Source organism: Streptomyces sp. A5-4 (genome assembly GCF_051131715.1).
GTDB lineage: Bacteria > Actinomycetota > Actinomycetes > Streptomycetales > Streptomycetaceae > Streptomyces.
Genome location: NZ_CP178591.1, coordinates 8,885,525 through 8,906,750, shown reverse-complemented (window position 1 = coordinate 8,906,750; position 21,226 = coordinate 8,885,525). Strand labels below are relative to the sequence as shown.

Below are 21,226 nucleotides of genomic sequence, written 5' to 3'. Positions count from 1 at the left end.
CTCTGTCCGCCCGGCCATCTTGCGATCGAGGCTGCCGGGCTCGCCCGCCTGAGCGAGCCCGGCCGGCCAGGCGCCGCCATCCTCGCCGGATGTGCGGCCATGGAACTCAGATCTGGTTCAGGCCGCCGTCGACGTACAGGCTCGAACCGGTGATGAAGCTGCTCTGCTCGGAGGCGAGGAAGGTCACGGCGGCGGCGATCTCCTCCGGGCGCCCGAGCCGGCCCAGCGGCACATGCGTAGCCAGTTGCTGTTTGAGGCCGGCGGCCTGCTCCGGGTCGGGAGCGAGCCCCGACAGACCAGGGGTATCGGTCGGGCCGGGTGTGATGGTGTTGACCCGGATGCCGCGTCCCTTGAGTTCGTTGGCCCAGGTCCGCGAGAACGATCGGGTGGCGGCCTTGGTCGCCGCGTACACGCCGAACGCCTCCGCGCCGACGTCCACGTTGGTGGAGCCGTTCAAGATCACCGAGGCACCGTCGTTGAGCAGTGGCAGCGCCTTCTGCACGGTGAACAGCGTGCCTCGGACGTTGATACCGAAGAGGGTGTCGAAGTGCTCCTCGGTGACCTGCTCAAGCGTCACGAACGCGGCGACGGAGGCATTCGCGAACAGTACGTCCAGGCCCCGTCCCCGGCTGCGGATCGTCTCGTAGAGCCGGTCCAGGTCGGCCAGGTTCGATATGTCGCCGATCACCGCGGTAGCCGCTGAACCGATCACTTCGACGGCCGCGTCGAGTTCGGTCTTGCGCCGGCCGGTGATGAAAACGTGTGCGCCCTCGGCCGCCAGTCGTACGGCACTGGCCAGGCCTATTCCGGTGCCGCCCCCGGTGACGAGAGCGGTCTTCCCCTCAAGCAGTCCCATGTGAATAACCTCCTTCGAATTCCGCATCGATCGATGCTGAAGTCGAACGGTAGCACTTCAGCATCGATCGATGCGGAAGAGGTAGACTGTGGGGGTGGAGACGAAACAGAGCGGCCCGATCGGCCGACCGCGAGGATTCGACGCCGACGAAGCTCTCGAGCGCGCCGTGCTGGTCTTCTGGGAGCACGGCTACGAGGGGGCCAGCCTGGCCACCCTGACCGACGCGATGGGCATCTCCACCACCAGCATGTACGCAGCCTTCGGCAACAAGGAGGAGCTGTTCCGCAAGGCCCTGGAGCGCTACACCGAAGGCCCGGGCGCATACCTGGCCCGGGCTCTGGAGGAGCCGACCGCCCTCGGCGTCGCCACCGCCATCCTGGCCGGCACCGTTCGAACCACCACCCGCCCGGCCCATCCCCACGGGTGCCTGGGCGTCCAGGGCGCCCTGGCCGCCGGCGACTCCGGGCGTGGAGTCCGTGACCTTCTCGTCGCCTGGCGCAACAACGGCTGCTCCTGCGTCCGGGAGCGGTTTCAGCGAGCCGTAGACGACGGCGACCTGCCTCCGGAGGCCGATCCGGGGCTACTGGCCCGCTACGTCACCACCTTGGCATTCGGCATCGCCGTGCAAGCCGCGAGCGGTGTCGGCCGCGATGAACTCCAGGGGATGGCCGACGCCGCCCTACGCAACTGGCCCCTCTCCTGAGAACCGCCCGGCGTTCACCCTCGCGAGCGACTGCTCGCCGTAAGGGCCGGTTCCCACAAATGACCGGTTGCGCGAGTTCTGCGAGAGCCCCGGTAGCGATCACGTTTCCGCAGGTCGCCGTTCGCGCAAGTCCTCTCAAAACCAAGGTGTTGTGAGAGACAGTTCTGACAGACTGCCTGGGTGGATCTGACACCCGACCAAGCCGCAGCCGCGGTAGAACGTTCCGACTGTCCGAAGTGTGAGGCCCCGGCGGGGAGTCCCTGCCGCACCCGCGGCGGGAAGATCGCCACCAAGTATCACACTGCCCGCTTCATCCTCGTGCCCGCGCTCCGCGAGGAGCTGGAAGTCCTCGCGGAGCGCGGGCCGTGGACCCGGGCGGCTGTGGAAGCCGGGCCCGCCCGCCGAGCAGATCCCGGCTGCGCCGGCCGCCAAGTCGATCCGAATCGGGTACGCCCGCTGCTCGACCGCACTGCAGGAACTCCAGAGCCAGCTCGACGCACTCGCCCGGGCCGACTGCAAGAGGGTCTTCTCCGAGAAGATCAGCACCCGCATCAAGACGCGGCCGGAGCTGGAGAAGGCCAAAGGGTTGAACGCACTGCTCGGGATAGTCTCCACACCACTGGCGGCACCGGTCATCGCCGCCACGAGGCCCCGCAAGGGGCCCACGAATTCCGGGCGCGGGGCGGCCTCGTTCGCCGCCGAGGCGATACACACCGCGAAGGAGTGCGGGGCGAGCGGGCTGATCGTGCTGCGGGCCGACTCCGCGTTCTACGCCGCCGAGATCATCGCGGCCTGCCGGGCGGCGCCCGCTTCTCCATCACGGCCCGGCAGAACGCCTCGGTGAAGAAGGCATGCGCGAGCATCAGCGAAGATGCCTGGAGGCCGATCAAGTACCCGAGGGCGGTCTGGGACGAGGAGGGGCAGTGCTGGATCTCGAACGCCGAGATCCAGCACTGCCCCTCCTCGTCGCCGGTCAGGCACATCACCTTCCACCAAGCGTGCGACTCGGCATGTCGCTCCCCTGCCGCCGGCCCGACCGGCTGCACCTGATGCCGCAGCATCCACTGTGCCACCGGCCGCCCGGCTCGGATCGCAGAGCCGGACTGGCCACAACTTCGGGCACGAGCAGTTCGTTCGCGTCTGTCATATCCCCCACATTGCCCTGCCACTTCTCGGCGAAGCTCACCGGCCCGACACCCGCGCAACCGCACGACGACGGATGCGTTCTGGGACGTGTCAGGGGCTCTCCTCGCCCTGGGCCACTTCGACTTCGTGGTGGAAGGCGACTACGCCGGTAGCGGCCGCGCCGACGGGAAGAACCGCGCATGCGGCGAGGAACAGGGCGATGGTCCATCGCGCGGTGTTCGAGGGGTTGCCGCGGGAGGCGAGGAGGGCGGTGACCCGCTGGGGGACGGGGCCGGTGGTCGCGCCTGGGGTGAACGCCGAGCGGGGGGTGGTTGCGGCGTCCGTGGCGAGGGCGGCGCGGGCGATGGCCCGGGCCAGCAGACGGCGGTCGCCGATAACGGTCGCGGCGCTCTCGTCGGCGGCGCGTTCCGCCGCGAGGCGGATGGTGTCGCGTGTCGTGCGCAGTGCGGGGTGGCAGTGGGCGGCGAGTTCGGCGGCTGCCAGGAAGTAGTGGTGGCCACCCGCGTTGTGGGCCCGCTCGTGGGCGAAAAGGGCTTCTCGTTCACCGGGGTTCAGGCTGCGGAGCATCGCGGTGGTGACGACGATCCGGTGGGGGCGGCCGGGCAGTGCGTAGGCGTCCGGGTGCGGCGAATCGACAACGCAGAGGTCACCGGCGGCGGGGCGGCTGTCGGCGTCCGCGCGGGCGGTGCGCAGGGCTGTGACCTGGTTGAGGGCTGAGCGTGCGAGGGTCCAGGCGCCCAGGGTGAGGGCGCCGGTGGCGAGGGCCGCGGCGGGAAGGACGAGGGGGTCCGAGGGGGTGCGCAGGGGCCGGATGAGGTCGCCGAGGGCCGCGAAGAGGGGAAACGTGAGCAGCCCGGTCAGCAGGAGTGCGCCGAGGGCGGCCACGCATGCGCCCGCGCACACCAGGGCGCAGGCGGTCAGTGCCCACAGGGCGGTGGCCGGGTTGAGGCGGGCGAGGGTCCGTCGGGCCAGGGCGGGCATGGCGAAGGGCAGCAGGAGCGGAAGCAGCAGGAGGACGGTCACTGCTCGTCACCTTCCAGGAGCTGGCGCAGCATCTTCTCGTCGTCCGGGGTGAGCTGGGCGACGAAGCGGGCGAGGACGGTCTCGCGGTCGGTGTCCCGGCCGAGTTCGTTGTGCATGCGGCGGGCGGTCAGTCCGGGGGCGTCCTGCACGGGGGCGTAGGCGTAGCCGCGCCCGTGTCGCTCGCGATTGACGACGCCCTTGTCGTGGAGGCGGGACAGGATCGTGGTGACGGTGGTGCGGGCCAGGCCGGAGGCGAGTTCGGTCTGTACCTGTGCGGGGGTGAGCGGTGTGCCGACTGCCCACAGTGCGGCCATGACGGCTGCTTCGAGCTCGCCGGCCGGGCGGCGTTCGTCCTTCGGGTCGGTCATGGGAACGTTCCTCACCCCGTTGTCGTCTACAGTTCAGTAGACCGTCTACAGAATTGTAGTCACTGGTCGGGTGCTGCTCCGGCACGCCCGCTTCCGTCAGACCGAAGGGGTCGCGACGATGCCCACACCCGTCCACCTATCGTCGCAGCTGGCTGTCAACGTGCTCGATGCCCACTCCCTGCTGGCCGCCTTCGGGGTGCTGGGGGTCGCGGTGGTGCTGTTCGCCGAGACGGGCCTGTTGGTCGGGTTCTTCCTGCCGGGCGACTCCCTGCTGTTCACAGCGGGCCTGCTGTGCGCGGGCCCGGCCGACAGCGCGGTGAAGCTGTCGCTCGGCCCGCTGCTGGTGGCCGCCGCCGTCGGCGCGCTCGCCGGCGCGCAGTGCGGATATCTGCTGGGCCGAAGAGCGGGCGGCGCACTGCTCGCCCGCAGTTCCTCGCCCCGGCTCCAGCAGGGGGCCCGCCGGGCCGAGGAACTGCTGGAGAAGTACGGGTACGCGAAGGCGATCGTGCTGGCGCGGTTCGTGCCGGTGGTGCGGACGGTGCTCAACCCCATGGCCGGTGCGCTCGGGGTGCCGGCGCGCACCTTCACCCTCTGGCAGGTGGCCGGCGGCCTGCTCTGGAGTCTGGGCCTGACACTCGGCGGTTACGCCCTGGGCTCCTCGGTCCCGAACGTGGACCGGTATCTGCTGCCCATCGTGGCGGTGATCGCCGTCGTGTCACTGATCCCGGTGGCGGCCGAGGTCCACCGTTCCCGCCGGGCGGCCAAGGCCAAGGAGGCCCGCGGATGATGCCCGCTTTCGATGGATCTTCGATCGACGGCTCCGCCTACACACAGGTGGTCGATCTGGCCCACGGTTCCCCCGGCTGGCTGGACGGCCTGGTGTCAACCTGGTCGGCGTACGGGCTCGCGGTGTTCGCCCTGCTGATGGTCATCGGCTGGTGGCAGGCCCGGAGTCTCGGCGCGGCGGTGGCGGTGCGGGCGCTAGCCGCACCGGTAATCGTGGTCCTGGCCTACGGCGTGAACGACGCGCTGAAGGCGGTGGTGCGCGAGGACCGGCCCTGCCGGAGCCTGCACGTCATCACCCTGGAGGCATGCCCGGCACCGGGCGACTGGTCCTTTCCCAGCAACCACGCGGCGATCGCCGCTGCATGCGCGGTGACGCTGCTGTTCGTCTCCCGCCGGCTCGGCGTCGTCGCGGTGGTGGCCGCGTGCGCGATGGCCGCCTCCCGGGTCTGGGTCGGCGCCCACTACCCACACGACGTGGCGGGTGGGGCCGCTGCCGGAGCACTGGTCGCTCTGCTCGCCATGGCGGCGCTGCACCGCGCCCCGGACACGGCGCTCCAGCGGATCACCGCCACCCGCCTGCGCCCTCTGCTCCTCGCGCCATGAACCGCAAGAAGGCCGCCGGTCTGGCGGGCAGTTGCGGTCTCGGAGCGCTGGTGGCCTTCGGCGCGCTGAGCGTGTTCCTGGTCGGCAACGGAGCCCCGTTGGCCGCTGACAGCGGTCTGCTGGCCTGGTCCGTCGACCACCGCCCGCATACGGCTGTGGCGTTCGCCCGGGCGATCACCGCCACCGGCACCGGCGTCATCCCCTACCTGCTCGCTGTGCTGGCAGGAATCGTGGCAGGTCGCACCACAGGCCACCGGATGCATGCCGCCGGGCTCGCCGTCTTCTGTCTGGTCTCGGGGCAGGCCGTGCGCTACGGCCTGATGACGCTCCTCGCACGGCCCCGCCCACCGCGGACGAACTGGCAGACACACGCCTCGGGCTGGGCCTTCCCCTCCGGCCACACCACCACGGCCGCCCTGGCCGCCGGTCTCCTTGTCCTGGCGATCTGCCTGCGCGCCCCGCACGGCACAACACCGCTCGTTGTCACCGCCGGCTGCTGGGGAGCCCTGGTCGGCCTGACCCGCGCCTACCTCGGAGTGCACTGGTTCACCGATGTGATCGGCGGCTGGCTCCTGAGCATCGGCTGGCTGAGCCTGTTCCTGTACGCCGCGGCCCGGCGGCTGCCCGACCGGTTCCTCGCAGGCACGACACTCACAGCCCACGGGCCGACGGAGGACCCTCATGCGCCACAGGATCCTGGTCGTTGAGGACGATCACGCCCTGCGTGACGTGCTACTGCGCGGGCTGCGCGAGGAGGACTTCGACCCGTTGCCCGCTGCGGACGGCGCCACCGCGCTGCGGCTGGCCACCGACGACATCGGTGCGGCCGTGCTCGACGTCGGGCTGCCGGACGCGGATGGACGGGACGTGTGCCAGGCGATGCGCGCGAACGGCTTCCTCGCCCCCATTATCTTCCTGACTGCCCGCCACCACCTCACCGACCGGTTGTCCGGATTCTCCGCGGGCGGCGACGACTACCTGCCCAAACCGTTCCACCTCGCCGAACTCGCCGCCCGGCTGCGCGCGACCCTCAGACGCACCGCGCCCGGCCTCACGGCCACGGCCGGTGACCTGGCCCTGGACCCCGTCCGGCACACCCTCACCGTGCACGACACACGGGTCGATCTGACTCCGACGGAGTTCCGGCTGCTGGCGGCTCTCATGGGGGCGTCCGGAGGCATCGTGAGCCGACGCAAACTGGTTAGGGCTGGCTGGCCCGAAGGAGCCCAGGTCAGGGAGAACACTCTCGACCAGTACCTGACCCGGCTACGCCGCAAACTCCGCGACAACGGCAGCGTCCTGAGCATCGGCACCGCCCGCGGCATCGGACACCGCCTAACATGATCACCTTTACATCGCCCGCAGCGCGGCTGGTACCGCCCACCCTGCGAGGCAGGCTCTCCCTCGTGGCACTGACCACTGCCACACTCCTGATGGTCATCCTCACCGTCGCCTTCAATACAGTGATCCGCCGCCACCTCCAACACCAGGCGGACGGTGAACTGCACGCTCGCGCGGCCGCCGTCGCCACGACCGTCGATACCAACGGCCCGACCGTCCGCGTCCTGGAGACCTCCAACGACCAGCTACTGGACGCGAACGTATGGATCTACGCCGGTACCCGGCTGCTCGAACAACCTCCCACTCCCACTGCCCCGTTGGCCCGCATCGCGGCTGGGCTCGCCGAGCGTGGTGGGCGGCACTGCGTCACCGCCGCCGGGCCGGGCCCCATCCGGCTCTGCTCCCAGCCGGTATCCGAATCTGACGACGGAGGCGCGGCCATCGTCGTGACGGCCCTGGACCTTTTCCCCTACCGGAGCTCGGCCGACGCCCTCCTGTACGGGTCGTTCACCCTCGACGCAGTAATGCTCGCCTGCACCTACGCCCTGACGCGACTGGCGGTCGGCCGCGCCCTGCGCCCCGTACGCACCATGACCGACCACGCCACCCGGTGGAGCACCGTCGCGTCCGGCGTACGTTTCGCCGGGTCCTGCCATCCGACCGAACTCGCGCGCCTGGGTTCGTCGTTGGACGCCCTGCTGGACCGCACTCGTGCGGTGCTGCGCCACGAGAGGCAGCTGACCGGGGAGCTGTCGCACGAACTGCGCACCCCGCTGAGCCGGATCATCGCCGAACTCGACTGGTGGCAGTCCCGCACGCGCACGGCCAAGGAGACCCGAGCCGCCCATCAGGTCATTTCGGAGGCCGCCGAGTCCATGCACACCATCTGCGACACCCTTCTCGCCGACGCCCGCGACGGCGCGGCCGTCGTCCCCGGCACGGCTGAGGTCGTGCCCGCACTGCACCGGCTCACTACCGCTCTGGACAGACCGCACCATGTGACGGTCACCGTCGTCGGTGAGGGCACTGGCCTGACAGTCGGCGTCACGCCCGCCCTCCTCCTGCGCACCGTCAGCCCGCTGTTCGCCAATGCCCTGCGCTACGCCCGCAGCGGCGTCGTCGTCCGTGCTGAGCGGAAGACGGGGCAGGTGCACATCACGGTCACCGACGACGGGCACGGAGTGCCGGAGCCCTTCACCGAGCAGCTCTTCCAGCCGGGCCGACGGGCCGACCCGGACGACGGCCATAACGGAGCGGGACTCGGGCTGCCGCTCGCGCGGCGCCTGGCCCGCTCCGCAGGCGGCGAGGTGACCCACGAACCGGAGCACACGCCCGGGGCGCGTTTCGTGGTCAGGCTGCCTGCTGCCTGACGCTGCCCGCGCCTCCGGTGACGTCCTTCCGCGTCAGCACCAGGTACACGACCAGTCCGAGGATGACGGCGAGGAACAGGGCGCTGGTGAGTACGGTGCCCCAGCCCAGGCCGCCGTCGCCGGCCGGCTGGGAGAGGTAGTCGCCCATCGAGGCGCCCAGCGGCCGGGTGAGGACGTAGGCGATCCAGAAGCTCCACACGGCGTGCAGGTTCAGGGCGAAGTGCGCCACTGCGACGGCGGCGATCGCCAGGGCGAACAGCAGTGCCGAGACCCGGTAGCCCAGGTTCATGCGCTCGGCGACCAGGTCACCAGCCGCGGTGCCCAGGGCGAAGGTGAATAGGACCGCGAGCCAGTAGAAGGATTCCCGGGCGAGGGTGTCGATGCTGTGGATGGACAGGGTCCGCTCACGGCCGTACCAGGCGGCGAAGACCACCGCGAGGAGAATCGCGAACACCGTGGTGCTCGTCGTCAGCGGTACGCCCAGGTTGTCGGTGAGGTTGTCGCTGATCAGGGTCCCGATGACGCTGATCAGCGCGACCGCGAGCCAGTACACGCCGGGTCGGTAGGTAGCCGTACGGAACTGCACCACCAGCACCAGGGCCAGTAACGCACTCATGAGCAGCGATACACCGCTCAGGCCCAAACCCATTTTCTCGTTGAGCATGTCGGCCGCGGTCTCACCGACCGTGGTGCACAGCACTTTGATCACCCAGAAGTAGACGGTCACCTCGGGAACCTTGTTCCAGTGCACGCGATGACCGGACGCGTTTCCGGCGCTGTCGGCCGGGGAGGTCTCGGACGTCTCAGATGCCATGACCGCGACCCTGCCACCGGCAACCTGAACACATCCTGACTGCCGAGCGGCATCACCTGCCCCGCCGGACCCAGGCGTGTTCCATGTGTGCCATGCCGACCCGTGCCTTCCACCCCGTTATAGCCGCGCTCCGCCCCCGCTCCACCCCCACGACGGAAGAGCGCCGCCATGAACGCCCCGCCCGCCCCCCAATCCCTCAATGACCGCGCGGCCCACTGGCTGCAGTGCCGGCTGGGCAGGGCCGTCGCCGTCTCTTACCTCCTCGCCCTGGCGCTTCCGGGCCCGGGCTTGTGGCTGCGCCACGCGCACACCCTGCCCCTCGGCAATCGCCAGGAACTCCCTCTGCACACAGCCCCATTACTGCTCGGCCTGGTGCTGTTCTCCGCCGGACTCCAAGTTCCCGCACAGACGCTGGGACACCTCCTGCACCGGCCCAAGGCGCTGCTCGCCGGGCTCACCCTGCACATGGCGGCACCACTGCTGGTCATCCCGCTCGTCGCGTTCCTGCTGCGTGGGTCCCCCGACGCCGACGGAGGCAGCGGTCTCATCACCGCGATGATCCTCGTCGTCGCGATGCCGGTCGCCGCCGGGGCCACCGTATGGACCGGCAAGGGCCAGGGCGATCAGCCGACCATGGTGGGACTGGTCCTCACCTCCACCCTGCTCTGCCCCCTGATGTTCCCCTTCACCGTCCAAGCACTGGCTCCGCGAGTGGTACCCCAGGGACGGCAAGCCCGGCCTGTCACCTGCCCAGTTGGCAATCGTGTCGGTCTTGCAGTTTCTGCTGGAGCTGTCCGACCGGCAGGCAGCCGAGTCGGTGCGCAACCGCATCGACTGGAAGTATGCGCTGGGCATGGAGCTGATGGATCCTGGCTTCCACCACAGCGTCCTCACGGACTTCCGCGAGCGTCTGGCCGAGGAGGGCCGGGCTGACAAACTGCTGGACTTGGCGCTGGAGAAGATCCAGGCCGTCGGCCTGGTGCGGGAACGCGGCCGGCAGCGCACCGACTCCACCCACGTCCTGGCCGCGGTCCGCGACCTGACCCGCCTGGAGCTGGTCACCGAGGCCATGCGCGCCGCCCTCGAAGAACTCGCCCGCCGGGCCCCGCACGAGCTGGTCGGCCTCGTGACCGAGGACTGGGGCAAGCGCTACGGCCGCGCGTCCCGCCTCGGCAAGAACCCCTCCAAGCCCAAGACCCGGCTCAAGAACAGCGGCGAGGACGCCCGCCTGCTCCTGCGCTACATCCACCGATACTTGCCCGCCCTCCGCGACGGCGAGCAGGTCCAGGCACTACGCCAGATCTACGTACAGAACTACATCACCGACGCCCAGGACCACCCGAAGTGGCGAGAGCCGGAGGACGCCGGCCTGCCGCCCTCCGCCGTCGCCATCGTCTCGCCCTACGACGTGAGCGCCCGCTACGCACGCCGCGGTGAGACCCGCTGGAAGGGTTTCCTCGCGCACGTCACCGAGACCTGCGACCCGGACACCCCCAGCGTGATCACCGACGTGACCACCACCAAGGCCCCCGTCCACGACACCAAGGCCCTGCCCGGCATCCTGGCCAACCTCGATGATCGGAACCTGCTGTCGAAGGAACACTTCGTCGACGGCGGCTACCTCTCCGTCGCGCTGAAACAGCAGGTCGCCCGCGAGCACGGCGTCGGCCTGGCCGGACCGATCCGGGCCAGGAGCACCCGCCAGTCCCACAAGGGCACCGTCTTCCACCGCGACGCCTTCGCCATCGACTGGGACGCCAAGCAAGTCACCTGCCCGCAGGGCCAGATGAGCCGCCGGTGGTCGACACCGCCGTCCCTCGCGCCCTACGTCACCGTCGAGTTCTCCCCGGACGACTGCCGACAGTGCCCGGTAAAGGCCGCCTGCACCCGCACCGACGCCCGGAAGGTCTCCTTCCTGCCGCGCGAGCTCCACGACATCCAGTCCGAATCGCGGACCGAGCAGCAGACGCAGGAATGGCTCTCGCGCTACTCGCTGCGGGCCGCCATCGAGGGCACGATCAGCGAGTTCGTCAACGGCCACGGCATGCGCCAGTGCCGCTACCGCAGCGAAGACAAGGCCCACGTCCAGCACGTCCTGACCGCCATCGCGGTCAACCTCGAACGCATCGACGTCCACCTGCCGCCACCGCCGACCCGGCAGCCCCGAAGTCCGACAGCCCTCCAGGGCTTCCTCGACTGGCAGCACATCCCGCGATCCCGGTCCTGGCGCGTCGCCACCCACCCCGCAGGATGAACTGATCCTGGGTGAAGGTGCTGATCAGCACCTTCACCCAGGATCACGGACGTCGCGCCAGGAAGATGAACTCCCTTCCCGGGCGGTCAGGCGCATCGCGAACGCCATCCACCACGTATCCGTGCGCGACCAAATCCCGCTCGATTTCGTCACGCTCGCGGAAGTGCAGCGTCGAATCCGACGTCAGCACCTGCCCCTCCGACGCGAACTTGTAGGTCCAGCGGAACGTCACCAGAGGCCGGCTCACCTCTATCAGTTGAACCCAGCTCTCGACGGAGCCGACGCCTGGGATCTCGGTCACGCGGTAGGACTTCTCGCGGGTCCACTCTTCCCAGGCGCGTCCGGCCGGATCGCGTGTCTCGAAGACCAGATGCCCGCCGGGCCGCAGTGCTTCGTGCGCTCCCCGTAGCGTGTTCTGCCATGTCTGCGGATCAGTGATGGCCTGGGCGACGTTCGCTGTCATCGTCGCGAGGTCAACCTGCAGCGGTGGAAGGCCGGTCGCGTCGCCGCAGATCCAGCGCACGCGTTCACTTCCCGGCTTGGTCCGGGCGACGTCGATGGATGCCTGGGCGGGATCCACACCGACGACCTCGATCCCGCGGTCGGCCAGGAGGAGTGCGAACACCCCCGTGCCGCAACCGATGTCCAGTACTCGTTGCGTCTCGAACTCTTCTGCCATCTGCAGATATGGATCGAGGTCGCTGCGGTCGGGGTCGAGCGGATCGTAGATCGCGGCGAGTCGTGGATGCGCGAAACAGTCGTCAGCCATGCGGCCGAACGTATGCAGAGCTGGGCAGGGACAGCTACCGAATTTCGCGACGGTCACAGGCACGCAGCTCGATGATCTCCCCCAGAGATGCCTGGCCCAAGATCCCCGACAGCGTCAGGTACTTAGCTGGGAACCGACCGGTCGCGTCGGACTGTAGAGGACGCCCACGGGGGCCGGTAAGGCGAGGTGACCTCCTGCGGGCCGGCCCATAGGCGAGCGAGGTGAGCCTCAAAGCGCTTTGCTTCAGGTGGACTTGACAGTTCTGTGCTGCAGAGCGTCGGGCTCGAAAGCGTTGGCCCTACATGTGAGCTGCGTCACCTTTGAGGTTCTGACTGTCACTGACATGTCATCAGAACCAGCGAGAAACGGCAGGTCACCTCTAGCGCACAAACACAGCATTGATAACTTTGCGCTGAACTTCGCTCTCTGTACGTGACATTCGAGTGGGCGGGCATGCGTGTTCGGCCTGCAGGGCCGGTTGAGTGATCCTCACGGCCGGTGCGCTCGCACCGGCTCAACCTGTCAGCCCTCACTGAAGAGGACTCATGATCGAAGACGTCCGTGGGCAGGACGGCCGTGGTCCCGCGGCCAAAGCCCCGCTCCCGCTCCCGCTGGAGTTCGAGGCGCACTACCTCACCACCAGGAAGCGTTCCACGAGTACGCGCTCTTCTACCTCGGTACGAACGACGCGGCCGAGAAGGCGGTGCACCGGGTCTTCCTGGAGATCCTGCGCCATTGGGACGCCCTGCTGGCCGAGAGCGATCTGCAGCAGCAGATCTGGGCGATCATGCGGCGGACCGTCATAGCCGAGAGCCTGCTGAGTTTCCGCGAGCAGCTGATGACGATGGACAGCGGCATCGGCCTCTACAAGGCGCTCGGCAACCTCCCTCCGCGCCAGTTCGACGTGATCGCCCTGCGTTACATCGCCAAGTACGACACGAAGCGCATCGGCTGGTGCATGGGCCTCACGGCCAGCACCGTCGACTACCACTGCCGCAAGGCCAGGGAGCGGCTGTCCCCGATCTATCACCGCGCCAAGAAGCAGGAGGACACCAAGTGAGCACATGGGAAAAGCGCTTGTCGGAAGCGATGACCGGTTACACGCGAGCCCCGGCGAACCTTCGACGTCGCCGCCGGCCTGCGCCATCTGGCCAACGAAGCGGGGTACGTCCAGCCCGGCCGCGAAGAGCGCCGTGCCGCCCATGCCCGCCACCAGCTCGAGGTCTTCTCCCGCTGGGCAATGAACCAGGCGGGCGCGGCCGTGCACATCAAGGAGCTCACCGCGACGCTCGGCGAGGGGGTGCCCGACGCCGACTTCGAGGGGTGGACCGAGGACGTCGACATCGACGGCGTCCAGGTGTTCGCGTGCATGCTCTTCCTGGGCCACCACCCGGAGAGCGCCCGGTTCTGATGGCAGTTGGCCGCGGGCGCCGGTCACAGCGGAGCCGCATACTGCCTGCACCTGCACCACCTGAGCTTCGGCGAGGTCCGCGAGGCGTACTTCTGGAAGCGGCAGATGCAAAAACTCTTCGGCGACGGCCACTACGAGGAATTCCTCAAGGGGCTGGAGTCCTTCGCCGGCTACACCGTCCGGCACCGGCCCCTGGCGACGGTGCCCACCGAGGGCCTGGAAGCCGAGTTCGAGCGGCTCGCCGAAGACGATGACGACGGCGGTCTCGTCTGCCGCCCCGACAGCCAGCTCGCCGACCGGATCCACGGCCTTGCTGTGCGGCCCTGACCACCAGAAGAACCCAGCGGGGACCGAAGGTTCCTAGGCCACCAGGCCCCCGCCGGGCCCGTACGACACCCACCCGTTAAGAGGGAGCATCTCCTTGAAGAGTAATCGCCGTTCCAGCGCGACGAAGAAGAGCCGGCGTCTCCACCGCACATGGGCCTGGATGCGCCGACGCCGCCGCGTGATGGCGGCTCACGCCCTGCGCGGCGCCTCTTACAGCGCCGGGACGGGCATCGTCGGCCTGCTGTTCTGGTGGTTCGAGCAACGCCTGTAGGGCCACTGTCGCGAGGCCCAGCAGGGGGCGCAGAACATCTCATTCGCGTGCCTGCGCGTAGAAAGACCTGAACGAGGGGCAGTCGCCGTCCTGGTTGGCGGCTGCCCCCGGCAGACGTCAGGTGCCGCGCGTGCGACCTCGAACAGCGGGCAGGGGGTACGCGAGGATGAGGCCCTGGAGGCTTTCGCCCGGGCGACCAGGAGGGTTCAGAGCTGCTGGACGTTGAGGCCGAACTGATGGAGCAACCCGCAGGTCAGTTCGTGGGCGCAGGCCCTCGAACAGCTCTGGGGCACCGCCGCCGTCAGCACCTGGAACGCGCGGCGCGGCGCCGTGGGCGGTTGGCTCGCTTGGTGTCAAGAGATGGACCTGCAGCCGCCGGCGCCGGCCTGAGCCGCCGTTCGTCACCCGGCCTGGCGTCCCCTGCCCTGGTCCATCGCGGTGCGGAGCATCGTCACCGTGGTGACGATCGCCGCCTTCATCGTCTCGTCCTCGCTGCTGCGCCCCGCTTCTTCCAGGAGCACCATCGCGGCCTGGAGGACGCCGACATGGACCGGCACGGTCTGGATCGCCGCGAGTGCGGCGGCTGCTTGTTCCGCCGGCGACGTCGTCGCGCTCTGGGGGATGAGGGTGGAGACGCCGCGGCCGAGGGCGCGGTCACGAGACGGCTGGGCCGGTGCTGTGGTCACTGGATCAGTCTCCCCCGGCAGGACTCTGCGCGACGACGGGCCCTGTTAGATCTGTTGGGTCCAACAGGGCCGACCATCGCTGAGCTGGCAGTCCTTCAGGAGCTGATCGGGAAGCTGGCGCATCCGGAGGTCGGGGCGGAAGGATCGGCCGGGCCTCTCGTGCGGGGCCAGGCCGAGTCTCCTCATCTTCTGCCTTGTCGGTGGCGCGCTGCCTGGCGTACGGCGACCGGATCGCGGCGAACCGGGGTGCCGCGGTAGTCCTGGTCTTCGACGGGGGTGACGAGGGTGGCCGGGCGAGGAAGACCGTGTCGGTGGGGGTGTGGGTGGTGCGGCCGTCGCGGTCGATGAGCCGGCTCCACAGCGGCAGGGATACCTCGAACCACCAGGACCCGTCGGCGTTTTGGACCTTGGACAGGAGCAGCGCGCGGACGTCCTGTCCGTCAGGCAGCTGGACCTTAACCGGCGGGCCGGTCTCTGCCGGGGCGTCGGGTATCTCCCCGTCCCAGGATGTCGGCTGCTTGTCCTGCGCAGCCCTGCCCTACGCCGCTTCGTCGTATTCGCAGGCCGGTCCGTGGAAGTGCTTGAGCGCCATCCGCGGCGGCCACCGCAACCTCGCCATCGGAGCCCTGCGACTGGCCGACTCAACCAACATCGCCCTCCGCCACAACGCCCGTGACGCGAACCGGCCCTCACCCTCCTCGGGCTCGCATGATCACGAAACGGACGTCACGCGACTTCGCCGAAGCCCACACTGATCGAAAAACAGCAGCCGCTTGGTCACCTCACGACAGCAGACCTGCCCGCAACTATCCCTATGAGCCGGCACCCAGCACCCCGTCCCGCTGACACCCACCCAATGCCACCAAAGCACCCACTCACACCGCTTCTTGAGAATCTGCGGCTCGAACGAGCCCGCCCGGCCCCTGAGAACCTCGATCTCGACGCGCCAGACCTCGGTGACCACGGTCTTCGAGCGGGTCCCGTTACGGGTGTTGCTGCTCGCGGCCTTCACGTGCTTCTCGTGCCTGAGGTGGTCGGTCATCTCGCCTTCGAGGGCAGACTCGAGGATCTCTCTGATGGCTGTTCAGGAGCAGGGCGGCTTCAAGTTCCCGGTAGGAGCGGGCTGTCGGTGATGCCCCAGATCCAGACGGCGTGTTCGGGTGCGTCCCGGATCGCTCGGGTGGTCTTGGCGATGTTGTCCGCTCCCAGCAGTCGCAGCCTGCCGATGGCCAGGTTCCGCAGAGCGGCCATCGCCCGCGGCGCGCTGCCGGTGTGGACGGTGGAGGCGTCCTCGGCGAACACCACATCTCTGACATGGTGGCTGGAATTTTCGATTCCCCAGTGCCCGCGTACGTATCCGCCCAGGTCAGCGGGGCTGGCCTGGTGGGTATCGAGGCTGGTGACGGCGTAGACCGTCTCCCGGGTCTGCCGCTTGCCGCTCTCCTGGCGGCGCCGGTGGATGCGCAAGGCCAGCCGCGCTTCCGGGAAGGCGATCCCGCCCAGGTTCTCAGCGATGGCCATGGCCTTGACCGAGCGGGACTCCCGCCGCCCGTGCCCGGTCCCGGAGACCGTGTGCGCCACGGGCACCTGCTCCCACGGCAGAGCTTTGACCTGGGCCGACGCGGTCGGCTGGTTTCCCTTGATCACCGCGATGTAGTGGGCCTTCTTCTCCTGCACCAGCCAGCGCACCTGATCCTTGACGCTGTGCAGGGCGTCGAAGGTGACCACGGCGCCGGCCAGATCGAGTGGTTCCAGCAGCGGGCGGAAGGCGGCCGTCTCGTTGGTCTTGGCCCCCACCTCCCGCTGGGCCAGGGTGACGGTGGGGGCGTGGGTGACGGCGGACAGCAGGTGCCGGTGGCGCTGCTGCCGGTGCGCGGATCCGGACAGCGCCTTGCCGTCCACCGCGATCGCCGGCCGCGGCGACGAGACGGTGCGGCCGACATCGGTGTGGTCGCGTTCGGTCAGGTAGGCACCGATCGCAGTGTCCAGGGCATCGCCGTCGAGGGCGGCCAGGAGCCGGGTGAGGGTGGCATGGGACGGGGCTCGCCGACGTCCGGGCAGGTGGCGGCGGATGCCGAACTGTTCCAGCACCGTGGTGGTGGCGCGCTGTCCCCACTCGGTGATCTCGGTGATCGTCCGGGCGCCGGAGACGACTGCGCAGGCGCAGATCAGCAGCAAGCCGACCAGGGGATACCACCGACCGCGACGCGAACGCGGATCGGGTACGCGCCCGAAGTGGGCGCACAGGCGACCGGTGTCGTGCTCGTGGAGGGGACCCAGTTTCGCCAGAACAGCAGGCATCGGGAAGGATGGAGCGGCAGGCACGGGACCTCAAAGTGATCAGCTGGCGTAGACACCCTGATGATCACCGGTCTCGTGCCTGTGCTGTTGCCGCGTCAACTCCCGCTGGGCGCGGACGATCTACGCGATCCCGGAACTTGCAACCGCCCTGGTTCAGGAGCCGAGAGAAGTCGTTCCACCGGCGATGAAGATTGCGGTGAGCAGAGAGGAGACTCCCGGCACGTATTTCGACACGCTATGCACACCTTGTTCGTCCTTGAGGCAATACATGATCAAGGATCGACTGGTCATTCCGAATATGAGTGGAACTATGAGCGTCTTGAGTTCATCGAGATCCGCATGGGGGTACCGTCCTGTCATCAACTCACCTATGAGAACTCCGAGGATGGAGCCGAAAGCGACAGTTACCGGAAGTTCGAACCTCAAAATCTTCCGCTTTCGGGCATCGCGGCGTGCTCGAATCTTAAGGAAACAATAGGCGGCCAGAGTAAGGGTCGCGATGGCGAGCGATACGATGGCGGCGAATTCCCAGACGCCAGTAAACATGAGGTTCCTTCATTGTGGTAGCGGTCACCGCCCCGGAGACTCGAACTGAGTCTCCGGGGCGGCAGTGGTCATGCTAAAGGACTGCTCCACAGTCTTCTTGGACTGAAGAAATTCCCATGAAAGTGGAGATGGCCCCACCTATGAGGCCAGCCACTCTCTTCCAGTTGCGCCTAGTACTCCAGCCGTAGATCGTGATCTTCATGCCTGAGTGGCTTGTCGTCGGTAGTGGCTGGCCTGGGATCGGGCCTGGTGGCGGCGTCGCCAGTCGGACCAGCCGAGCCGGTGGACGGCGTCGTGGACGGGTTGGACGACGAGCGTGACGAACAGTCGTTGGATCTCGTTGCAGGTGAGCGGTATGAGGGCTTCGGGTGCGGGGTGGCGGGCGTGTTCGTCCGCGCGGACGACGGCCAGGAAGGCGTGGGCGAGCATGACCAGGGTGACCCAGCGGGACCAGGACGGGTAGCGGCGGACCTGGTGCTCGTCCAGGGCGGCCAGGCCCTTGCCGGACTGGAAGAACTCCTCCACCCGCCACCTTGATCCAGCAACTCGCACCAGGGTGGTCAGCGGCACCGGTGCGGGCGAGTAGCAGCGGTAGTACGCGAGTTCGCCGGTGCTGCGGTTGCGGCGGATGAGCAACTGGCGATTCCCGGGCCGGGAGTCGACGAGGTCGATGACGACCCAGTCGTAGAAGCGGTGGCCCTTGGCTCCGGCCCCTGCGGACAGCTTCTGCCAGGCCCGCTTGGGCACCTTCTTGGCCAGGGCGTCCGCGCGGAACTTCCCGGCGCCTGTGGTGACTTCGTGCGAGCAGGCCACCGCGAGGACGTAGCCGGTGCCGCGTTCCTCCAGCGTGGTTCGCAGCGTCGGGTTGCCGCCGTAGACCTCGTCCCCCGCAACCCAGGCGGCCCGGTGGCCGGCGTCCAGGAACCGGGCGACCATGCGAGCGGCCAACTCCGGCTTGGTCGCGAACCCTGTCTCCTCGCCGAGCCCGGCGGCCCGGCAGCGGTCGGAGTCGGAGGTCCAGGAGCGAGGAACGTATAGTTCCCGGTCCACCGCGGCGTGTCCGCGTCGTCCCGCGTTCACCAGGTAGACAGCAACCTGGGCGTTCTCGATCCTGCCCGCGGTGCCGGTGTACTGCCGCTGCACGCCGACCGTGCCGTTGCCCTTCTTCACGTCGCCGGTCTCGTCGACTACCAGAACCGCCTGGCCGTCGTGCAGGTGCTCCACCACGTAGCCACGCACGTCGTCGCGGACCTGGTCGGCGTCCCACTTGGCCCGCCCGAGCAGGTGCTGCATGCCGTCCGGGGTCCTCTCTCCGGCCCACTCGGCGATGGTCCAGCAGTTCTTGCGCGGCAGGTCCGACAGCAGGCCGAGTACCAATTGCCGGACCCGACGCCGGGGTTCGACCCGCGTGAACCGGCCTGCGATCCGGCTCATCAGGCCCTCGAAAGCCTCCTGCCAGCGGGCAGGGTCTACGCTGTGACCTGCGGCCACCACATGATCGTTTGTCTTCACACACCGATGATCAACGGTGGCCGCACCCGTCTCCACAGCGTGTCAGGGTCGCGCAGCGTTTGCCTGCCGTCCTGTGTCAGGAGGACATGTGCAACGTGGCGAAGTCTGGTGGGTCGAGTTCGACGAGCGGCGGCTGGTCGTACTGCTGTCGGTAGACGACGCGTCCGGGATCCGGGCGATGCAGGTCGTCGCTCCGGCGGGCGTCGACATCAGCGGTCTGGGCGTCGAAGTGCGAGTTGGCGCCATGGAAGGACTGCCTTTCGAAGGCGTGCTGCGGTTCGCCCTCGCGCGTCCAGGCTTAACCCCTTGCACGTGGCTAACCACCGTGTCCCGGGACGACCTGATCGAGCGGGCAGGCGTCCTGTCCTCCCCGAAACTCAGCGAGATTGAGGATGCCCTCCGTCTCAGCGGACAGGCGAAGGAGCGGACCCCGGCGACAACCGCGAAGCTCAGCGAGATAAGGGACGCCCTCCGTCTCGGCGGCCTCGGGTAGGCGGGGAAGGAACCGACACCTCCCGATGGCGTGGCCGATCTCGTCCAGACGATCAACGCTGGCCACCTGTCTCCTCGGCACCCTTCACCATCGAGATCACGAACTACGGCTGGAGTACTAGGCGACAATCGGATGCAGATCTTCCTCCGTCGCGCCCGCGTCCTGGAGTGCCAGGATCTGCTTCACGTAGAAGGGCGAGATGTCCGTGGTGATCTGGCGTTCGCGGCCGTCGTCCGAGCTGCCCGTGCAGGTGAATCCGAAGTAGGCCGTCACCTCCACCGACATGCCGCTGGAGGTGGATGCCCGCTCTCGTGCCTGTGCCCTGACCTGGGGTTGCCACTCGGATTCGGTCTCCTCCACCAGGGCGGCCTGGAGTCGCTTCTGTGGGGTCTTCAGCTTCCCGGCGCGGTAGCGCTCCACCGTGCGGCGGGAGGTGCCCAGACGCTCCGCCAGATCCTTCGCCGACTCCTTCGTCCGCGTGAGGAGGAATTTCACCTGTGCCTTTGCTGATTTCGGCGCGGGCCGGGTGAAGACCTTCCGCTCCGCCCGCGCGAGGGCTTCCAGGACCTTGCCGTGGAGCGGGGCCGGCTGCTGCTGCTCGTGATCGTTCATGCCAACCATCAGGCCACCGGGCCCCTGTGGACAGAGGCTAGGCTCCGGCGGCCAAGTCGGTTGTCGGAGCGGGGTGTTAAGCAGGGCAGGGGGGAGGTTGCCGGTGACAAGGGGAGGGACGCCGTGGGGAAGCGGAAGGGGGCGCGTAAGGGTGCCCGTCGGTCGGGGAATCCGGCACGTCGGGAGGTGGAGCGCCTGTACTCGGGGAACGTGATGGGCGAGCGCATGTACGCCGCCCCAGCCCCCGGGGCTGGGGCGGCGGTACAGCCGGGTGAAGTCATCCCGGTGCGCGTCCCGCCCTTGCCGGAGGGCGTGGTGATCCGGGACGCGACGCCATCCGATGCGGCCGCGTTGGAGCCCGTGATGCGGCTGGCTGACCCGGACAACCCCGATGGCTCCTGGCGGCAGCTCCCTACCGCGATCCGGCAGAGCCTCGAGGCCGACAAGTACTCCCGCGTCCGAGCGGTGCAGGAGAGCGAATCCGGCGCGCTGGTCGGTGGCACGATGGCGCTGCCGGCGGCGTGGGCGTTCACCCACCCCATGCTCTTGGGATCGCCCAACGCGCACATCATCGCCGGACTGGTCGCCACCCTGGACTCCCTCGCGGTGGTCGAAGCGTGGCGCGGCAAGGGCATCGCCCGCGCCCTGGTCGCCGATGTAGAGCGCGCGGCCGGCTCCCATGAGAAGGGGAAGTTCGGTGCGGCCGTCCTGTACGTCATGCAGGAGCCGGAGCTGACGGACTTTTACGCCGGGCTCGGCTTCACCGTCTCTCCCGACGGCATCGGCATCCCCACACCGCTGGGGTTCATCTGCCACGGCCCGATCAATGGCTTCCGCTTCTCTGTGAAGCCGTTGCGCACCGGCGTCCAGATGGAGTCTCTGCCGACCCCTTACGGGCGGCACCTGGTCATCCTCGGTGTCCTGCCCGGCCCCGCACGCTGAGCGGGTAACCCGCCCTTGGCTGTTGTTAGGCATAGCGCCGCGTGCATGAACATCCGATTCCCGCGGATACGCGAGTGAGGCCCGGACCATTC

General features: G+C 68.7%; 25 protein-coding genes and 3 pseudogenes. 16 read left to right on the top strand and 12 right to left on the bottom strand.

Annotated features, from left to right (window positions below; genetic code table 11):
* Positions 1 to 106 precede the first annotated feature (106 nt).
* Positions 107 to 856: an SDR family oxidoreductase gene (locus tag ACLLJJ_RS41705; RefSeq protein WP_434600043.1), complete on the bottom strand. Its 750-nt coding sequence runs from the start codon at positions 854 to 856 to the stop codon at positions 107 to 109.
* A gap of 94 nt (positions 857 to 950) precedes the next feature.
* Here ACLLJJ_RS41705 and ACLLJJ_RS41700 point away from each other — a divergent pair, with 94 nt between their 5' ends.
* The 3 genes and pseudogenes from ACLLJJ_RS41700 (at position 951) to ACLLJJ_RS41690 (ending at position 2,403) form a co-directional block, all read left to right on the top strand.
* Positions 951 to 1,559, top strand: a complete 609-nt coding sequence (locus ACLLJJ_RS41700) for a TetR/AcrR family transcriptional regulator (protein ID WP_434600042.1) — start codon at positions 951 to 953, stop codon at positions 1,557 to 1,559.
* A gap of 180 nt (positions 1,560 to 1,739) precedes the next feature.
* Positions 1,740 to 1,847: pseudogene (locus tag ACLLJJ_RS41695) on the top strand (zinc finger domain-containing protein); the annotation flags it as partial.
* Positions 1,798 to 2,403: a recombinase family protein gene (locus ACLLJJ_RS41690; protein WP_434600041.1), complete on the top strand. Its 606-nt coding sequence runs from the start codon at positions 1,798 to 1,800 to the stop codon at positions 2,401 to 2,403. The pseudogene ACLLJJ_RS41695 and the gene ACLLJJ_RS41690, both read left to right, overlap by 50 nt.
* On the opposite strand, the gene ACLLJJ_RS41685 is transcribed toward ACLLJJ_RS41690, so the two are convergent.
* The 3 genes from ACLLJJ_RS41685 to ACLLJJ_RS41675 all read right to left on the bottom strand — a co-directional run bounded on the left by ACLLJJ_RS41685 (position 2,342) and on the right by ACLLJJ_RS41675 (position 4,096).
* Positions 2,342 to 2,620: a hypothetical protein gene (locus ACLLJJ_RS41685; RefSeq protein ID WP_434600040.1), complete on the bottom strand. Its 279-nt coding sequence runs from the start codon at positions 2,618 to 2,620 to the stop codon at positions 2,342 to 2,344. The genes ACLLJJ_RS41690 and ACLLJJ_RS41685 overlap by 62 nt on opposite strands.
* 175 nt (positions 2,621 to 2,795) lie before the next feature.
* Complete coding sequence (locus ACLLJJ_RS41680; protein ID WP_434600038.1) at positions 2,796 to 3,728, bottom strand: M56 family metallopeptidase; 933 nt, start codon at positions 3,726 to 3,728, stop codon at positions 2,796 to 2,798.
* A complete protein-coding gene (locus ACLLJJ_RS41675; RefSeq protein WP_434600037.1) occupies positions 3,725 to 4,096 on the bottom strand; it encodes a BlaI/MecI/CopY family transcriptional regulator in 372 nt (123 codons plus the stop codon). The genes ACLLJJ_RS41680 and ACLLJJ_RS41675 overlap by 4 nt, the downstream gene beginning before the upstream one ends.
* Positions 4,097 to 4,214: 118 nt before the next feature.
* Here ACLLJJ_RS41675 and ACLLJJ_RS41670 point away from each other — a divergent pair, with 118 nt between their 5' ends.
* The 5 genes from ACLLJJ_RS41670 to ACLLJJ_RS41650 are packed head-to-tail and all read left to right on the top strand — an operon-like array spanning position 4,215 to position 8,196.
* On the top strand, positions 4,215 to 4,883 hold the full coding sequence (locus ACLLJJ_RS41670) for a DedA family protein (RefSeq protein ID WP_434600035.1): 669 nt from the start codon (positions 4,215 to 4,217) through the stop codon (positions 4,881 to 4,883).
* Positions 4,880 to 5,485 (top strand): phosphatase PAP2 family protein, encoded by a 606-nt coding sequence (locus ACLLJJ_RS41665; RefSeq protein WP_434600034.1) that lies wholly within the window; start codon positions 4,880 to 4,882, stop codon positions 5,483 to 5,485. The genes ACLLJJ_RS41670 and ACLLJJ_RS41665 overlap by 4 nt, the downstream gene beginning before the upstream one ends.
* Positions 5,482 to 6,192 carry a phosphatase PAP2 family protein gene (locus ACLLJJ_RS41660; protein ID WP_434600032.1) on the top strand — a complete coding sequence of 237 codons (711 nt, stop codon included), beginning with the start codon at positions 5,482 to 5,484 and terminating at the stop codon, positions 6,190 to 6,192. Before ACLLJJ_RS41665 ends, ACLLJJ_RS41660 begins: the two co-directional genes overlap by 4 nt.
* Positions 6,167 to 6,829 (top strand): response regulator transcription factor, encoded by a 663-nt coding sequence (locus tag ACLLJJ_RS41655; RefSeq protein ID WP_434600030.1) that lies wholly within the window; start codon positions 6,167 to 6,169, stop codon positions 6,827 to 6,829. The genes ACLLJJ_RS41660 and ACLLJJ_RS41655 overlap by 26 nt, the downstream gene beginning before the upstream one ends.
* The gene (locus tag ACLLJJ_RS41650; RefSeq protein ID WP_434600029.1) at positions 6,826 to 8,196 is read left to right on the top strand and encodes a sensor histidine kinase; all 1,371 of its coding nucleotides are present in this window, start codon (positions 6,826 to 6,828) and stop codon (positions 8,194 to 8,196) included. The genes ACLLJJ_RS41655 and ACLLJJ_RS41650 overlap by 4 nt, the downstream gene beginning before the upstream one ends.
* On the opposite strand, the gene ACLLJJ_RS41645 is transcribed toward ACLLJJ_RS41650, so the two are convergent.
* A complete protein-coding gene (locus tag ACLLJJ_RS41645; RefSeq protein WP_434600027.1) occupies positions 8,177 to 9,010 on the bottom strand; it encodes a COG4705 family protein in 834 nt (277 codons plus the stop codon). The two genes, ACLLJJ_RS41650 and ACLLJJ_RS41645, sit on opposite strands and share 20 nt — an antisense overlap.
* Before the next feature lie 168 nt (positions 9,011 to 9,178).
* Between ACLLJJ_RS41645 and ACLLJJ_RS41640 the strand changes: the two are divergent.
* Together ACLLJJ_RS41640 and ACLLJJ_RS41635 are read left to right on the top strand one after the other, a co-directional pair.
* Positions 9,179 to 9,718 (top strand): annotated as a pseudogene (locus ACLLJJ_RS41640) (sodium-dependent transporter); the annotation flags it as partial.
* Positions 9,719 to 9,773: 55 nt separating this feature from the next.
* A complete protein-coding gene (locus ACLLJJ_RS41635; protein ID WP_434600026.1) occupies positions 9,774 to 11,264 on the top strand; it encodes a transposase in 1,491 nt (496 codons plus the stop codon).
* A gap of 43 nt (positions 11,265 to 11,307) precedes the next feature.
* Here ACLLJJ_RS41635 and ACLLJJ_RS41630 read toward each other — a convergent pair whose 3' ends face one another.
* Complete coding sequence (locus ACLLJJ_RS41630; RefSeq protein ID WP_434600024.1) at positions 11,308 to 12,033, bottom strand: class I SAM-dependent methyltransferase; 726 nt, start codon at positions 12,031 to 12,033, stop codon at positions 11,308 to 11,310.
* 703 nt (positions 12,034 to 12,736) lie between these two features.
* On the opposite strand from ACLLJJ_RS41630, the gene ACLLJJ_RS41625 reads away from it, so the two are divergent.
* The 4 genes from ACLLJJ_RS41625 to ACLLJJ_RS41610 all read left to right on the top strand — a co-directional run bounded on the left by ACLLJJ_RS41625 (position 12,737) and on the right by ACLLJJ_RS41610 (position 14,042).
* A complete protein-coding gene (locus tag ACLLJJ_RS41625) occupies positions 12,737 to 13,093 on the top strand; it encodes a sigma factor-like helix-turn-helix DNA-binding protein (RefSeq protein WP_434600023.1) in 357 nt (118 codons plus the stop codon).
* Between the two features lie 180 nt (positions 13,094 to 13,273).
* A complete protein-coding gene (locus ACLLJJ_RS41620; protein WP_434600021.1) occupies positions 13,274 to 13,444 on the top strand; it encodes a hypothetical protein in 171 nt (56 codons plus the stop codon).
* A 6-nt stretch (positions 13,445 to 13,450) separates the two neighbouring features.
* The gene (locus tag ACLLJJ_RS41615; protein WP_434600019.1) at positions 13,451 to 13,771 is read left to right on the top strand and encodes a hypothetical protein; all 321 of its coding nucleotides are present in this window, start codon (positions 13,451 to 13,453) and stop codon (positions 13,769 to 13,771) included.
* A gap of 94 nt (positions 13,772 to 13,865) precedes the next feature.
* Complete coding sequence (locus tag ACLLJJ_RS41610) at positions 13,866 to 14,042, top strand: hypothetical protein (RefSeq protein ID WP_434600018.1); 177 nt, start codon at positions 13,866 to 13,868, stop codon at positions 14,040 to 14,042.
* Positions 14,043 to 14,443: 401 nt separating this feature from the next.
* Here the strand turns inward: ACLLJJ_RS41610 and ACLLJJ_RS41605 are convergent, their stop codons facing one another.
* The 5 genes and pseudogenes from ACLLJJ_RS41605 to ACLLJJ_RS41585 form a co-directional block, all read right to left on the bottom strand.
* Positions 14,444 to 14,728 carry a hypothetical protein gene (locus ACLLJJ_RS41605; RefSeq protein WP_434600017.1) on the bottom strand — a complete coding sequence of 95 codons (285 nt, stop codon included), beginning with the start codon at positions 14,726 to 14,728 and terminating at the stop codon, positions 14,444 to 14,446.
* Positions 14,729 to 15,608: 880 nt separating this feature from the next.
* A pseudogene (locus ACLLJJ_RS41600) lies at positions 15,609 to 15,803 on the bottom strand (transposase); the annotation flags it as partial.
* Positions 15,804 to 15,829: 26 nt separating this feature from the next.
* Positions 15,830 to 17,029: an ISAs1 family transposase gene (locus ACLLJJ_RS41595; RefSeq protein WP_434600015.1), complete on the bottom strand. Its 1,200-nt coding sequence runs from the start codon at positions 17,027 to 17,029 to the stop codon at positions 15,830 to 15,832.
* A 153-nt stretch (positions 17,030 to 17,182) separates the two neighbouring features.
* Positions 17,183 to 17,575, bottom strand: a complete 393-nt coding sequence (locus ACLLJJ_RS41590; protein WP_434600013.1) for a hypothetical protein — start codon at positions 17,573 to 17,575, stop codon at positions 17,183 to 17,185.
* Positions 17,576 to 17,773: 198 nt separating this feature from the next.
* A complete protein-coding gene (locus tag ACLLJJ_RS41585; protein ID WP_434600671.1) occupies positions 17,774 to 19,009 on the bottom strand; it encodes an IS701 family transposase in 1,236 nt (411 codons plus the stop codon).
* 166 nt (positions 19,010 to 19,175) lie between these two features.
* Between ACLLJJ_RS41585 and ACLLJJ_RS41580 the strand changes: the two genes are divergently transcribed.
* Complete coding sequence (locus ACLLJJ_RS41580; RefSeq protein WP_434599899.1) at positions 19,176 to 19,580, top strand: type II toxin-antitoxin system PemK/MazF family toxin; 405 nt, start codon at positions 19,176 to 19,178, stop codon at positions 19,578 to 19,580.
* 117 nt (positions 19,581 to 19,697) lie between these two features.
* Here the strand turns inward: ACLLJJ_RS41580 and tpg are convergent, their stop codons facing one another.
* Complete coding sequence (gene tpg, locus ACLLJJ_RS41575) at positions 19,698 to 20,192, bottom strand: telomere-protecting terminal protein Tpg (protein ID WP_434600011.1); 495 nt, start codon at positions 20,190 to 20,192, stop codon at positions 19,698 to 19,700.
* Positions 20,193 to 20,378: 186 nt separating this feature from the next.
* Here tpg and ACLLJJ_RS41570 point away from each other — a divergent pair, with 186 nt between their 5' ends.
* Positions 20,379 to 21,134 (top strand): GNAT family N-acetyltransferase, encoded by a 756-nt coding sequence (locus ACLLJJ_RS41570; RefSeq protein ID WP_434600010.1) that lies wholly within the window; start codon positions 20,379 to 20,381, stop codon positions 21,132 to 21,134.
* The last annotated feature ends 92 nt before the right edge of the window (positions 21,135 to 21,226 follow it).